The organism is Bacteroidales bacterium, assembly GCA_041671145.1.
Classification (GTDB): Bacteria; Bacteroidota; Bacteroidia; order Bacteroidales; family JAHJDW01; genus JAQUPB01.
The window spans coordinates 44,459-60,500 of sequence record JBAZBZ010000016.1; the positions used below are offsets into that span (position 1 = coordinate 44,459).

At 33.0% G+C, this 16,042-nt stretch carries 12 protein-coding genes; 6 read left to right on the forward strand and 6 right to left on the reverse strand.

The features are described from left to right. Positions 1-26: 26 nt before the first annotated feature. The 3 genes from WC223_07245 (at position 27) to WC223_07255 (ending at position 2,860) form a co-directional block, all read left to right on the forward strand. The gene (locus tag WC223_07245) at positions 27-581 is read left to right on the forward strand and encodes a 2-oxoacid:acceptor oxidoreductase family protein (GenBank protein MFA6924034.1); all 555 of its coding nucleotides are present in this window, start codon (positions 27-29) and stop codon (positions 579-581) included. A 324-nt stretch (positions 582-905) separates the two neighbouring features. Then, positions 906-1,889, forward strand: coding sequence for a hypothetical protein (locus tag WC223_07250; GenBank protein ID MFA6924035.1), 984 nt, complete (start codon positions 906-908; stop codon positions 1,887-1,889). A 374-nt stretch (positions 1,890-2,263) separates the two neighbouring features. Then, positions 2,264-2,860 (forward strand): hypothetical protein, encoded by a 597-nt coding sequence (locus tag WC223_07255; GenBank protein MFA6924036.1) that lies wholly within the window; start codon positions 2,264-2,266, stop codon positions 2,858-2,860. Between the two features lie 163 nt (positions 2,861-3,023). On the opposite strand, the gene WC223_07260 is transcribed toward WC223_07255, so the two are convergent. From WC223_07260 to WC223_07275, 4 genes are read right to left on the reverse strand one after another with little or no spacing between them, the layout of a single operon-like run. Continuing rightward, entirely contained in the window at positions 3,024-4,733 is a 1,710-nt protein-coding gene (locus WC223_07260; protein ID MFA6924037.1) for a DNA polymerase III subunit gamma/tau, read from the reverse strand. 44 nt (positions 4,734-4,777) lie between these two features. Next, positions 4,778-6,007, reverse strand: coding sequence for a hypothetical protein (locus WC223_07265; protein ID MFA6924038.1), 1,230 nt, complete (start codon positions 6,005-6,007; stop codon positions 4,778-4,780). A gap of 57 nt (positions 6,008-6,064) precedes the next feature. Beyond that, positions 6,065-7,348 (reverse strand): DUF4010 domain-containing protein, encoded by a 1,284-nt coding sequence (locus WC223_07270; protein MFA6924039.1) that lies wholly within the window; start codon positions 7,346-7,348, stop codon positions 6,065-6,067. A gap of 16 nt (positions 7,349-7,364) precedes the next feature. Beyond that, positions 7,365-10,271 (reverse strand): S8 family serine peptidase, encoded by a 2,907-nt coding sequence (locus tag WC223_07275; protein MFA6924040.1) that lies wholly within the window; start codon positions 10,269-10,271, stop codon positions 7,365-7,367. A gap of 189 nt (positions 10,272-10,460) precedes the next feature. Between WC223_07275 and WC223_07280 the strand changes: the two genes are divergently transcribed. Further along, positions 10,461-12,365 (forward strand): S9 family peptidase, encoded by a 1,905-nt coding sequence (locus tag WC223_07280; GenBank protein MFA6924041.1) that lies wholly within the window; start codon positions 10,461-10,463, stop codon positions 12,363-12,365. Between the two features lie 153 nt (positions 12,366-12,518). Here the strand turns inward: WC223_07280 and hisIE are convergent, their stop codons facing one another. Together hisIE and hisF are read right to left on the reverse strand one after the other, a co-directional pair. Continuing rightward, positions 12,519-13,121 (reverse strand): bifunctional phosphoribosyl-AMP cyclohydrolase/phosphoribosyl-ATP diphosphatase HisIE, encoded by a 603-nt coding sequence (gene hisIE / locus WC223_07285; GenBank protein ID MFA6924042.1) that lies wholly within the window; start codon positions 13,119-13,121, stop codon positions 12,519-12,521. Then, positions 13,118-13,870 carry an imidazole glycerol phosphate synthase subunit HisF gene (hisF, locus tag WC223_07290; protein ID MFA6924043.1) on the reverse strand — a complete coding sequence of 251 codons (753 nt, stop codon included), beginning with the start codon at positions 13,868-13,870 and terminating at the stop codon, positions 13,118-13,120. The genes hisIE and hisF overlap by 4 nt, the downstream gene beginning before the upstream one ends. Positions 13,871-14,243: 373 nt before the next feature. Between hisF and rpsO the strand changes: the two genes are divergently transcribed. Further along, a complete protein-coding gene (rpsO, locus tag WC223_07295) occupies positions 14,244-14,513 on the forward strand; it encodes a 30S ribosomal protein S15 (protein ID MFA6924044.1) in 270 nt (89 codons plus the stop codon). An 85-nt stretch (positions 14,514-14,598) separates the two neighbouring features. Next, positions 14,599-16,042, forward strand: a 1,444-nt coding sequence (gene pnp, locus WC223_07300) for a polyribonucleotide nucleotidyltransferase (GenBank protein MFA6924045.1), incomplete at its 3' end; no start/stop codon positions are given.

The window sequence follows — 16,042 nt, forward strand, 5'->3', positions numbered from 1 at the left end:
ATAAATAATAAATTTTCGGTAAAGCTATGACAGAAGAAATAATAATAGCCGGTTTTGGCGGACAAGGTGTGCTCTCAATGGGCAAAATACTTGCATATTCAGGTATAATGCAAAATAAGGAAGTTAGCTGGATGCCATCTTATGGTCCCGAAATGCGCGGTGGCACTGCTAATGTTACTGTTATCATAAGTGACGAAAAAATAAGCTCACCTATACTTAATTCTTATGATACTGCTATTATTCTTAATCAGCAGTCGATGGATAAATTTGAACAGAAAGTTAAACCGGGAGGATTTCTGGTATATGACGGTAACGGCATAACACGCCATCCCGAAAGAAAAGACATAAATATTTTTCGTATTGATGCATCCGATGAAGCAGCAAAACAAGGTCTTTCTAAAGTATTTAACATGATTGTTCTCGGCGGTTTCTTAAAAATAAAACCCGTAGTTTCAACAGAATTTATTCAGAAAGGACTTGAAAAATCGCTGCCTGCACGCCATCATAATTTAATTCCCGAAAATTTAAAAGCAGTGGAAATCGGAAAACAAATTGTGAAGCCAATCCATACTGTTAAATAGTTTAAGGTCTAAAGTTTAAAGTTCAAGCTCCGCGTCCCGATAGTTATCGGGATTTGTGTAAAACTCTGCGAGATTTTTTAAAATTTCAAATTTTATTTTTCTAAATATTTATTTTTTTTGTAATTTGCGGATAGAATGCTTTTTATAAGCAAAAAAAACGTATGGCTTTTTTGAATCAATTATTTTATAGAAATTCGGGTTGTAGGAATAATAAAATACAATTTGAGGCAATGCGAAACGCTAACAAGAAAATTATAAACATAAAATAAGCGGAGTAACCCGAAAATCCGTTAAAGAGTAGGGAATAAAAAAAAACAAAAAACAATGAAAAAAATCACAAAAATGGTGTTTATGGTATTTTTGCTGTTAACTTGCGGTTACGGCTATACCCAAATCAGTCCAAAATTTTATGGAAAACCGGAAGATTTTAAAGCAATGTCAAAAAGAACACTTGTTGTTGAATTGCTTGAAGAAGATAAAGATTATGTTGCAAAACTAAGTAAGAAAGAAAAGAACGCAAAAGAATTGCAAGAATATCAGGATTTTATTTCTGAATATAACAAAATGATTAAAGAAGTAGTACCAAAATATTGGAAGTACAATGCCGTAATTGAATATAAAACAGAATCGGAAGTCAGGAAGCTAAGAGATGCAAAAAATAACAAATATGTTGTATTAGCTTATTTTGAACTTGAGGATGGTGGTGCTAATGTTGTTACAAGATCTGGGTTAACAGTTCCTGCGTTGATGTATCAAAGGATGGAAGAGCCTCTTAGGAAAATTGATTATAAGATATACTTTCCATCATCTTTTGCACGTAAGAATTCTAAATACCTTGAAAGCGATTGCAAATTTGTTTTGATATGCATGCAAGAACATATTAAATGGATAATTAAGAATGATGATGTTTTGCATTTTGAAGATTATACCGAAAAAATTGCAGAACCAAATTGTGTAAAACTTAAGGATTATACTGTACTGATAGATAAAGAATATATAGATAAAAGTACAAACGAATCAGAAGCAAAAACAACTTACGGAAAGAAAATAGAATTTGTAACAGCAGAAAACCTTGACTTGAGTTATGTTAATGGAGAAAAAGGCAAGGCAGTTCTTTTTGCAATACCTTATGGCATAGCTAAAGGCGGTATAGGACCCATTTCCTCTGCAAAACTCATGTATTTAAAAGTTATTGTTTCTTGTGAAACTGGCGAAATACTATGGAAGTATAAACCTGGTATGGGAGGAAACATACTATCAAAACTTATTAAAGCTGAGTTTAAAAGAATGGCTGAATGTAAACTGTAGGTATTTTATATTACCTTTCCGAATTATTAAGACATTCGGAAAGGTTAAAAAAGAAAGCATTTAATTACCAGTTATAAACATCAAACTACAAGCAGATATAAATACTTTGCATAGCAGAATTTATTCTGTGAAATTGATTACTGACAAGACAGTTGAAGCGAGAAAAATAATAAAAGAATAAAGCCCAGCTCCCAACATGTGGTTGCTTCAACTACCGTGTTCGTACTGCTTGAAAGTTCAGAAATAATTTTGTTGCGTTAGCACCTTGAATCCACCTATTGAACATAGAATGCTTAAATTATTTAATATAATATTTTTCTAGATTTTTTGTTTTATAACTATTGTATTTGAATGTATGTCTTAGAAAAAATATTTTGAAATATTTATTGTTTTTTATTGCTGTATTTTTAAAATTCTCATTTGCAGGAGCTCAATCCAATTATTATTTTTCTAAAATATATGGAAGCGTATTAACTTATGACAGTGTTCCATTGAGCAATACCACTGTTTATAATATTTCGAGAGGTGAGAAAACCATCACCAATAATAAAGGACAGTTTTCGATTATGATGGGCAGAAATGATACTGTTTATTTTATTTATCCCGGATATATTTCAAAGAAAATGTATTTTGTTAAAGACATTACACATCAGGTTTATTCTATTTTGATAGTCCTCAACATTGACAGAAATCTTTTCATTAAAAATTATATATTATCTAAAAATCGTGATGATGATAAATATAATATTTTCAAAAAACCAAATAATGGAAGTAATCTATATGTATTACCAAGCATCATACTTAAAGAAGGAGGCAGCAATGCACCATATAAGCCATCAGCATTTGCCAATCCTATATCATATTTCTATGAACAATTCAATAAGCAAGCACGTCACCGAAAAAAACTTAAAAAAATACGTAACTATAGATTACAAAAAATGGCAGAAGATACCACAAAGGCATTAAAATAACTAAATCGCAAATATCTTTTTGTAACTGTATAAAGAAGGGAATATAAATTTAAAAACTTACTTTTTGCACAGCATAATTTTCAACAAAATCAATAAATTATTTTAAATCGCCCCCGCTTACATCAGATTCATGTTAGCTGTTGCTTTACCTTACATATTACATTTAATATTCAATATCCAAATCAAATTGCTTACGGAGGTTTTCGAGGTTAGGATTTTTTTTCTGCATTTCAACGAGTTTATCAGAATCGGTATATGGCTTTGATTCCGTTGTTGTTTTTTCAATAAATATTTCGAGTTGTATCTGATTATTGTCGAGTTCTTTTCTTATAAATTCGAGAAGTTCGGCTTTTCGTGTGTTGAGTTCGTTTTGCTGTGCTTTATTATCAATGGTTAATAAAACAACATTATTTTCTTTCAACAAAGGTTTTCGTTTTGTAAGAAGTGTAATAAAACTCAGATTATTTTTTGGAATAGTTTCGGAATATTTCAGCCACACTTTTTCAAGTTCGTCAGCAGTAAAATCTTTTGCAACTTTATTTTCAACATCTTTTACGACATCCTGTTTTTTCTCTTCTTCGAAAGAGTTTCCTATGTCTTTAATTTTTAATGATTGTGGAATTGCTTTTTCATCATTTGAATATTTCGGCGGTTCGGGAGTTTTGGGCTTTGCAACATTTACTGGCTTTGTAGGTTGTGAAATACTATGCGTTCTTGTATTTGTTTTCAATTCAGTTTTTTCCTGCTTTTCGGTATCTGAAGAATCATCAAAATTAATATCTGAATTTATTGTACACATTTGCATCAATGTAATTTCAAGCAACAGTTGTTTGCTCCTGCTCATATTATACTGAACATCGCATTTGCTCACGTAATTCAGAGCTTTCAGCAAAAATTCAGGATTACATTTTAGCGATTGTTCTTTATATTTTTCTTTAACCGATGGGCTTACTTCAAGCAAATTCAAAGTGGATTCACTTTTTGAAACCATAAGATTTCTAAAATGTTCACCGAGACCGGTAATAAAGTTATGTCCGTCAAAACCGTTGTAAAGTATTTCATTAAGAATGCTCACCGAGGAATGAATGTTGCCCGAAAAAACGGCATCAGTAATTTTGAAATAATATTCATAATCGAGCACATTCAGATTATTAATAGCGGTTTTGTATGTAATATTATTTCCCGAAAAACTCACCAACTGGTCGAATATTGAAAGTGCATCACGCAGAGAGCCGTCGGCATTGGTGGCAATAACGTGAAGTGCATCAGGTTCGGCAGCTACATTTTCTTTTTCTGCAATATATTTCAGATGATTTGCAATATCATCAACTGTAATTTTTTTAAAGTCGAATACCTGACAACGCGACAAAATTGTAGGAATAATTTTATGCTTTTCAGTTGTAGCAAGAATAAATTTTGCGTAAGAAGGCGGTTCTTCTAATGTTTTCAGAAATGCATTAAATGCCGATGACGACAACATGTGAACTTCATCAATAATATAAACGCTGTATTTTCCGGATTGCGGTGCAAAGCGGACTTTATCCACCAGACTTCTTATATCATCAACCGAATTATTTGAGGCAGCATCAAGTTCATGAATATTGAATGTCGCCGATTTGTTAAATGAAAGACAATTCTCGCATTTATCGCATGGTTCAATATCCTTTGTGATGTTATTACAATTTATTGTTTTTGCAAGAATTCTCGCACAAGTGGTTTTCCCAACACCTCTCGGTCCGCAGAAAAGATACGCCTGTGCAACATGATTGTTTTTAATAGCATTCTTTAGCGTATTTGTAATCACTGTTTGTCCAACAACCGTATCAAAAGTAACAGGTCTGTATTTTCGTGCCGATACAATAAAATTATCCATAATTTATTTTAGAAAACTTTCATTAAAGTTTATATAAGTTAGCATTAAAAATAATAATAAATTCCCAAAAGTATACGAATATTATTAACTTCTTCTGCATTTTTAATATCGTCCAAACTATTAGGTGTTCCATAAGCAGCAACTGTATATTCGATTTCGGAAGCAATTCTCACCTTGCCCGAATTAAAAATCACACGCGGTGAAATCCTGTATAGATAAGCAATATCTTTTCCTTTTGCATAATAATCACCCCTAATATTGTATATAGAACCAAGATTTTTCAGGTATCCGCCGAATATTCCGACTTGCAATTTTTTCCCGTTTGTAGCAACATCAACCCAACCCGATGCCACATTTATAGTTGTATAGGTTCTTTCATCTGTCAGCGAGTCAGCAATTTTTCTGACAGCATAACCGCCGAGCATTAACAAGTCAGACAAATTCTGCCCAATTACTCCTTGTAATTTAATAGTGAAATTTTTGAATTTCATTTTCGCAAATACGGAAGCAGCGAATGATTCAACTTGCTCATCAACTTTATAACCCAAACTTGACTTCACTCTTGGTCTAAGCATTTTGTAATCACCTGCAACACCGAAAATATTATCATTTTTTAAATACTTAATCTGAACATCGGTGTTAGGAATAACAGTATTTCTCATATATACCGAACTTGAGCCCGATGGACCTTCGCTTACATTGTCCCTTTGTGAAGAAGAAGCAACAACAAAATTAAAATTCTTAATTCTATGGTCTAATCTTATTTGTGGCTGACGCGCATATGGATGAAAAGGAGCACCTGTATTTAATGATTCCAATTCGGGCTGTACTTCGTAAATAACAAAAGGATGCCAATACTGTCCCATTAATAATTTTGTTTTTCCCCAGTCGAGCCGAACATAAGCATGACGAAGGCGGAAAGCATTATTTTCAATACTACTTGGACCTGTAAAATCAGCTTCGAATGCTGCCGATGATTTTGCTTTAAAAGCATCGGGTCCCCATACATCAACTCTGAATCGTGTCTTCATTGCCACCTGATTCAGGTTAGGCACTGCATTAAGGTCTTTTCCGTTTTTATCTTTATAAACACTATCGGGATAAAGTAAAAGCAGAGCATCGCGTGAGTTAACTGTTTGCCTTGAATCGAAATACGCCTGACCATTAACAAATCCCGAAAATTTTATTCCAAAATTTACCGAATCCTTTTGTGCGAATGTTATTGCTGTTACAAAAAAAATGACAAAAAGCAGTAAAAAATATTTTTTCACCATTGCGATATTATTTTTTTCAAAAGTAAAAATGATTTTAATAAAAAGCTAAAAATAATTTCAAAAAACAAAAATCATCAATAATTCAAGAAGAATATTGGAGAGAATAATAAAACCTAATCCTGTTATTGTATTTTTTTTGATTGATTTGTCACCGATAAAATAGGTATAAACAGCTTTAAGCAGGTTATTGCTTATAATTGCCTGAAATGTTGCATAAGCAATAATTTGTGTATCGACATTGAATTTTCCCTGGAAAAGATTTATTAAAAACGGGTCTATATCAGTAACACCGACAACAAAAGAAAGAATGTTCAATCCATTTATTCCGAATTCTTTTATAACAAAATATGTTATAAAACTAAACGCAACGAATAAAACCGTAAAAATGAAAGCTATTTTGAACTCCAAAGGATTTTTATCGCCATCGGAAATAACTTGATTGTCTTCATTGATGTTATTTTTCTTTCTGTAAATCAACCATGCCGAAAGCAGAGAAATAACAAGCATCACAAGAAAATAAGGAGTCAGTATAACTGCAAGCTGTTTATTAAAAATATAAACGAGTATTAATATTCGCAAGTATAACATAGCTGTAGAAAGTATAATTGCAGAAGAATATAAATTTCCGGATTTTTTTTCTTCCCTGCTTTTTCTTGCAAGAACAAAGGTTGTAGCTGTACTGCTATACATACCGCCAAGCAAACCCGAAATAATTATACCTGTATTCTTGAAAACAAATTTCTTTAAAATATAACTGAGATATGAAATGCTCGAAATAGCAACAACAGCAATCCAAACTTTGTATGGAGTAATATTTATGAATGAAAACAGAGGTTTGTCCGGAACAATAGGAAGAATAACTCCTGCAATTACAAGAAACTTTCCGAGTGTAATGAATTCATCTCTGTCAAATTTTCGGGAAATTAAGGTCAACGGTTCTTTTATTTCAGTAAGCACTAAAATTACAACAACTATAAGAATTGCAAACCATCGCGGTTGAGTAACAATTAAAGGTGCTAAACTATATGTTACAATTGCAATAATTATTGTTGTAAGTCCGTAGTCATTATAAACTTTTAATTTCTGATAGTAATACAACCCGAGGAATAAAGCGACAACAAAACCTCCGCCTATGTACAAAGCCAAACTATCGGGCTGTGCAATGTATAATATAAATCCAAGTATTCCGATGAATGTGAAAGTTCTGTCGGTTCCGAATAATCGTTTATCTTCGGGATTGTGTGAATGTATTCTTCGTTGAGCCAGACCTATTATCAGGGAAAAAAGGGCTACAAGAATGAAATCTACAAAACTTACGGGAATGTTATCAAATATTTCCAAGTCCTTGAATGTTTTATTAATGAATAACTATTGCTTTTTTAGTAAATGAATCATTATCTATTTCAAATCTGAAATAATAAGCCCCTTCCTCAAGTTTAGAACCATCATATTCAAGCTCATGTTTACCTTGAGACATTTGTTTTTCTAAAAGGGTTGTAATTTCTTTTCCGTAAATATCCAATAATTTAATTTTAACAAAACAAGATTTTGCAATTTGATATTTTATTGTTGTTGCACCATCAAATGGGTTCGGAAAATTTTGAAATAAAAAAGAATTATCATTTTCGGTGTCTTTTACCGAATTCTGTGGTGTATAACGTTCGGCTGCTCTCTGGGCAGTGGTCTGCAAATCATTCAGGTTTGTTCCCGCAAGCATCGCATAAGCAATTTTAATCGTATCTCCGGAAAGAATATTGTATGGACCCGAACTTAAAATATGAGAAACATCATTACCATTTGCTCCGCTTCCAGCATTAAAACGAGAATTTTTCATTGCTCCATATTTTTCGAAACTTGCAAAACCGTCATTTATCTGATAACTTCCATAATATCCATCATTATCAAAAGCATAATATTTCACGGGACCACTTGTAAGCATTTTTAAACCCGCCCAATATCCACCGTTTATGCAATAAACATAACCCATTTTGTTAATCTCATCATATGAAGCCCTGTTTTGACTTTCAGTACATAAATCATTAATAATGTCCCAGTCAGCAAATAATCCGGCATACAAGTCATTTAGCGGAGTTGTTCCTATATTTCGGATATAATATTCAAGAATAATATATTTTGAATCGGGAATATCAGACCACGCATAAGTTTTTTGAGTAACCATTATTTTAAGTTTATTAACACCGGACAGCGTATCATGATATTCTGTTACCACATCAAAATCTGATTTAACAGCAGGCGTAATTGTATGAGCAATTGTTGTTGTTGTAAAATCATTTTCGTAATTACTCATATTTGTACCATAAATGCAATCGGAAACACGGTTGTTGGAAACACCCACTACAAGACCTGCAATATTAAGTATCGACAAACTTCCGTTAAATGTAAAACCCAATCCGTAATTATGAGTATTGTCTGTATATCCAACTCTTCCTACACTGCTTACAGATGCTGTTATTTTGTTAATATTCACATCCACATAATCCTTATTGAATACAATAACAAAGCTATCTTTATGGCTATATATTCCATCGGAAAAAGTAATATAAAATTTCGCACTTAAATTATTTTGTACACTCGGTAGTATCCTCACAAGAAAAGGTGATGGTGACGAAGAATTACTTTTAGTTTGTCCCGTAGTAAAAGCTCCCAGAGATTTAGTTGCGGGACTTAAAATATTTACTAATAAAGATGTTGATGATAAAGTTATTGTAGATGCACTAATAGAAGCAAGATAATTTGTAATTGTGGTTATTATATGCAAAGTATCATTACCCACAAAAACATTATCATTATTATCGGTAATTATGTAATTTGTCATTGCAGCCGATTTGTGATTAGTTTCGGTCAAAGCCCTGTATAAATTAACTCTTCCTGTTCCGAGTTTGCCTTTGTATGGAAGGTTACCGGATAGAGTATCTATCGTATCGGCTGTTGCCTTTAGTAATTCCCCCACCTGTATTCCTGTATAGTTCGGGTATTTTGATTTTACAATTGCCGCACAACCCGCAATGCAAGGTGCTGCCATTGATGTTCCGTTCATAGTGGAATATGTACCGGGTGCCATAGTAGAATAAATTCCCGCACCGGGTGCGGAAATATCAACTTTATCATAATAACTTGAACTGAACGTAGGGGATGTAATCCATTTTGTATCAACAGAGTTTGTTGCAGCAACAGCTAAAGCATTGTCATAGACAGCAGGATACCAATATGTCGCACAATTGCCATCATTGCAGTTGCCGCATGAAGCAACTACGAGAGCATTCATGTTAATTACAGCATAATTTATTATATCCTGTTCATATTGGCTTATGTTGCCACCTTCTCTTCCCCAAGAACAATTAATAATACTGCAACCATGGTCGGCAGCATAAATGATACCTTCATAACAAGCAATCAAAGAAGAATTTTCATTAGCAACTTTTACAGGCAGGAATTTGCATTTGAATCCAACTCCTGCAACTCCTGTATAGTTATCGGCTGAAGCTGCTGCAATGCCGGAAACATGAACTCCATGATAACGATTGTCTCCACTTGCCGGAGCTTCGGGATTATTGTCGTTCATGGCAACATCCCAGCCCCTGAAATTATCAATGTATCCGTCATTGTCATTGTCTATTCCGTCAATTGTATCCTCATAATTATATTTTATATTGCTTATAAGGTCCGGGTGGTCAGTATCAACGCCGGTATCAATAATTCCAATTACTACATTTGTATCACCCTTACATATATCCCATCCCTCAAATGCATGAATATTATTTAAATGATACTGAGAAGCAATATAAGTGTCGTTTGGAGTGTATAGAAGCACTGGTATATAATGAAGTTCAACATACTCGAAAATTGATGTGGCATAAAGTTTATTTATTGCATCTTCAATAGGAATATCGGCATTATATGTAATTTCATACATCAATGATAAGTCAACATTTTGAAGTCCGATTTTGTTTTTCGTTTCAAGAGGTGGTTTTTTATTTGAAAATTTTTTAAAGAGTTTGTTAACTTGCAAATCTGAAAGTGCACTACTAAGTTCTTCATTTTTTATTCTGCTGTTTTCACAAACTCCCCTGAATTCAGGTTTTACTTTTACAATAATTGTTTTTGGAATATACTCACCGGTATTTATATCTACTGGCATTGTAAAATATTTTGCGTCCTGTTTCTTCAATAAAATTTGTGAAAATGAAACCAACGAAAATAAAATACTGAAAGAAGTAATAGCTGATATTATTTTATTTCTCATTTAAAAATAAAATTCGTTACTCAATATTATTACACACAAAGATAATAAAAAAAGTAAAAAAACCGAAAAATAATTTTATCTGACAAAAAGTAAATAAAACATAATACATAATAATAATCAAAAAGATGTAACTTTTGAATGCGGTTTTTAGTATAAATAAATAATAAATGTATTAAAACCTCATTTGTCATGAAAACAAATAATAAATTTTCAGGAATATTTGTGCCTGTTATAATTTTTATTTTTTTCCTTTTCAATAACTTAAGTGCACAAATAGCTGTTAAGGATTTCTTCAGAAATCCCGAAAGCACAAATTATCTTATTTCTCCTGACGGTAGTTTTATTTCATATCTTTCACCGTTTGAAAACAAGATGAATATTTTCGTTCTGGAACTTGCAACAAACAAAGTTACAAGGGTAACCAGTGAAAAAGAAACAAACATAAATACATATTACTGGGTAACCGACAAACGGCTGATATATTTGAAAGATAATAACAACGATGAAAATTATAAACTTTATGCAGTTGATTTTAACGGAAAAAAGTTAAAACCACTTATTGAAATCGAAAATGTAAAAACACAGATAATTACCCAGCTCGAAGGAAGTACAAACAATATTATTGTCGGACTGAACAAAAGAAATCCTCAGGTATTCGACCCTTATCGTCTAAACATTGAAACAGGTGAACTGACGATGCTTGGCGAAAATACAGGAAGCATTCAAAAATGGCTTCCTGACCATCAAGGTAATCTTAGAATAGCTGTATCAAGTGATGGAGTAAACACAAATATTTTATATCGCCCTACCGAAAGCGATGAGTTTAAAACAATTTACAAATGCAATTTTAAAGAACGCTTCAATCCAATGTTATTTACACTTGATGATAAAAATCTTATTGCCTCCACTAACATCGGAAGAGATAAAGTAGCGATAATTAAATTTGATGTGAGCACAGGAAAAGAAATTGAAATTGTTTACGAAAATACTGATTATGATATTGAAAGATTATTTTGGTCGCCTCTTAGAAAAGAACTTGATTTTGTAGAATATAGTTCTTCAAAAATCGAAAGATTTTTTTTTAATGAAGATATGAAAAAAATGATGGAAAGAATAGGGAATGAACTTAAAAATTACGAAATCCATATTGTTGATAACGACATTAAAGAAACCAAATTTGTAATATACGCATATAACGATAAAACATTAGGTGCATATTACTTATATGATAAAGTTAAAGATGCTCTATCGAAAATAGGAGATGTAAGTCCATGGTTAAAGGAAGAAGCTATGGCTGAAACAAAGCCTATAGAATTTAAGACAAGAGATGGTCTGACAATACAGGGTTATCTTACAATTCCAAAAGGGAAAGAACAAAAAGATTTACCAGTAGTTGTTGTTCCTCATGACAATCCATACTTATCAAGAGACAAATGGGGACTTAATCCAGAGGTGCAATTTCTTGCCAACAGAGGATATGCTGTTTTGCAAATGAATTATCGCGGCTCATGGGGATATGGTAAAAAATTCAGGGAAATGGGCTTCAAGCAATGGGGGAAAAATATGCAGAACGACATTATTGATGGCGTAAACTGGCTCATTGAACAAGGCATAGCCGATAAGAAGAGAATAGCAATATATGGATTCAATTACGGTGGATATACTGCCCTCGCTGGCTTAACCTTCACTCCCGATATATTCGCTTGCGGTATTGATTATGCAGGAATTCCAAACCTGTTCTCTTATATCCGTTCTTTTCCCTCATATCTGAAAGCACAATTAAAAATGTCTTATGAAACTATTTGCGACCCCAATAATGACACTATATACATGAAAGAAGCATCGCCTTTATTTTTTATCGACAAAATTTCCGCACCTTTATTAATTGCTCACGGAGCAAGAGACCAGAAAGTAAACAAAGGTGAAGTTGACCAGATTGTGGAAGCACTCAGAGCAAAAAATATAGATGTAGAATATCTGGTAAAAAACAATGAAGGGCATGGTTTCCTCAATGAAGAAAATAAATTTGCTTTATACGAAACAATAGATAAATTTCTTTATAAATACATAGGCGAAGGAAGACAGCAAAAATAAACAATTCTCTGCACTATGAAGAAAGCATTGCATATTTCATGCAGTGCTTTTTATTTATAGTATCTCTAAAAAAAATCCGCCTATCTTCGTTGGACTTCAAAATTTTCAGAGATGCCCTTTAGTGTAATTCTAAAAGTTTTTTCTTGAAAAATATTATTTATTCTTTTTCCCTTGGCGTTTTTCAAGAACTTTTATGATGTCATCAAAACTCAATCCTTTTGCTGAAAGCAGAACAAGAAAATGATAAATCAAGTCGGCAGATTCTTCTTTAAAAAGTTCATTATTTTTACCCATTGATTCAATAACAACTTCAACAGCTTCTTCGCCCACCTTCTGTGCAATTCTTTTTATTCCCTCATTGAAAAGCTTGCTTGTATATGAATTGTTTTGTGGATTTCTTTTTCTGTCAATTATTATTTGTTCAAGTGCATCAATAAAACATCCTGCGTTTTCTTCATTGAAGCAGGTTGCATTTCCTGTATGACAAACATTTCCTTTCGGTAAAGCTTTTATCAGCAAAGTATCATTATCGCAATCAATAATAATTTTTTTTACTTCAAGAAAATTTCCCGATGTCTCGCCTTTCATCCATAATCGTTTTTTTGTGCGACTGAAAAAAACCACTCTTTTTTCTTTTTTCGTTTTTCTCAATGCTTCTTCATTCATAAAGCCAAGCATCAAAACCTTGTTTGTATTGTAATCCTGAATTATTACAGGAACCAAACCATTGCACTTTGTGAAATCAATTTCTTTCATCTTACAGGAATATTTTTGTTTCTTAAATAATCTTTCAAATCTTTTATTAAAATTTCTTTAAAATGAAAAATGCTTGCAGCAAGTCCGGCATCGGCTTTTCCTTCAGTGAACACATCATAAAAATGTTCAACTGCTCCTGCTCCGCCCGAAGCAATAACAGGAATATTCAACATTTCGGAAATCGCTGAAGTTATATCAAGAGCGAAACCATTTTTTGTTCCATCATGAAGCATTGAAGTAAGTAATATTTCACCTGCCCCCCTATCTGCAACATCCTTTGCCCATAGCATGGTTTTTATTTCAGTTGCTTTTCTGCCGCCATGCGTATAAACAAACCACTCATCATTTATTTTATTTGTATCAATTGCCACAACAATACATTGATTTCCGAACTGCAATGAAAGTTCATCAATAAGTTTTGGATTTAAAACAGCAGCAGTATTCACGGAAATTTTATCGGCACCTGCATTCAATAATATTTTCACATCTTCTACCGAACTTATTCCACCTCCAACAGTAAACGGAATATTAATTTCTCCGGCAATACGCTTCACAAGTGCTGCAAATGTTTTACGGTTTTCAACGGTTGCTGTAATATCAAGAAAAACCAATTCATCCGCTCCCTGCTCGGCATAATATTTTCCCAATTCCACCGGGTCGCCCGCTATACGAAGATTTTCAAAATTTATTCCTTTTACAGTTTTTCCGTCCTTAATATCCAAACACGGTATTATTCGTTTCGACAACATTTTTTATTGCAATAAGTTTTTATTGCAAAATTAATATTTTTTGGCATTTATCAGCCATTGTTTCTTTTTCACTATTAAAAAAAAAGAATGACAGAATATATCCTGCCATTCACATTGAAAAAATACATTTATTCCTTTGCTTCAATTACCTTTGAACAATAATCTTTTTTGTGTACTTTCCGCCATCACTTTCTACAATTAAGAAGTACATTCCATTTTGAATACTACCAAGATTTATAATATCACTTTGATTTTTGTTATAATTAATTCTTTTTATATATAATGCAATAAAACAATTAAATTTTTCAAAAACTTTGAATATTAAAAAGAAATGTATATATTTGCACCCCTTTAAATATAATAATATTGAAATATGCATTTAACAACAGAAGAAAAAAAGAAAATTTACACAGAATACGGTAAATCGGAATATGATACCGGTTCATCAGAAGGACAAGTTGCTTTATTTACTGAAAGAATAAACTTTCTGACTCAGCATTTAAAAATCAACGCAAAAGACAACGTAACTCAAAGAGCATTATTAAAGCTTGTAGGTAAAAGAAGAAGTTTACTTGACTACCTTAAAAGAAAAGACATTAAACGCTACAGAGAAATCATTAAAAAACTTAACTTAAGAAAATAACAAACAAGAAAAATATTAATATCAAATTCTCAGGTATTATCTTAATCCCTCTTGTCTTAGTGTTTTCAAATTATACACTATATTTATGACCAAACAACACATTATTAAATCCTTTGATTTAGGGGATGGAAGAACTATCTCAATTGAAACCGGAAAACTTGCAAAGCAGGCTGATGGTGCAGTAGTAATAAAATGCGGAGATACAATGTTGCTGGCAACAGTAGTATCAGCGCAGGAAGGCAAACCAAATGCCGACTTCATGCCTCTGACAGTTGAATACCAAGAGAAGTATGCTTCATCGGGCAGGTTTCCCGGTGGTTTTTTTAAAAGAGAAGCACGACTTTCAGAATATGAAATACTCATAAGTCGCCTTGTTGACAGAGCTCTTCGTCCACTTTTTCCCGATGATTATCATGCCGAAACACAAGTATTGATTTCATTGATTTCTGCCGATAAAAATATCATGCCCGATGCTTTGGCTTGTCTTGCTGCGTCTTCAGCAATTGCAGTATCTGATATTCCTTTCAATGGTCCTATTTCAGAAGTAAGAGTATGCCGGATTGAAGGCAAATTTGTTGTAAATCCGAATGTATCTGAAATACCCGCGAACGATATAGATATTATAGTAGCTGCAACCATTGATAATATTGTTATGGTTGAAGGTGAACTAAAGGAAGTTCCCGAAAAGGATTTACTTGAAGCTATAAAATTCGCTCATGAAGCAATAAAGATTCAGTGCAAGGCACAACTTGAACTTGCAGGAGAAGTAAATAAAGCAAAAGTCCAAAGAGAATATTGCCACGAAGAAAATGACGATGAACTCAAAAAAAGAATTCATGCTGAACTATATGATAAAGCATATAAAATCGCTAAATCAGGGAATCCATCCAAACATGAGAGAAAAGAAGCATTAAACACAATACTTGACGAATTTATAAATTCTATTCCCGAAGAAGAAAGAGAAGAAAAAGAGCCAATGGTGAAAAGATATTATCACGAGGTGGAACGGCAAGCAGTTAGGGAAATGATGCTCAAAGAAAAGAAACGGCTTGACGGAAGAAAAATGGATGAAATCCGCGATATATGGTGCGAAGCTGATTACCTGCCTGCTGCACACGGTTCGGCTATATTCACCAGAGGTGAAACACAATCGCTGACTACCGTAACATTAGGAACCAAACTTGATGAACAAATAATTGACGGAGCTTTTATTGAAGGAAAATCAACCTTTATTTTACATTATAATTTTCCTCCATTTTCAACCGGCGAAATTAAACCAAGCAGAGGAACAAGCCGCAGAGAAATAGGACATGGAAATCTTGCACACAGAGCATTAAAAAATATGCTCCCTTCTGCTGAAATAAATCCGTATACTGTAAGAGTCGTTTCCGACATTCTTGAGTCCAACGGCTCATCATCAATGGCAACAGTTTGCGCAGGCACAATAGCATTAATGGATGCAGGCGTAAAAATTAAAAAGCCCGTTTCAGGAATAGCAATGGGTTTAATATCCGGAGATAAAGGCAATT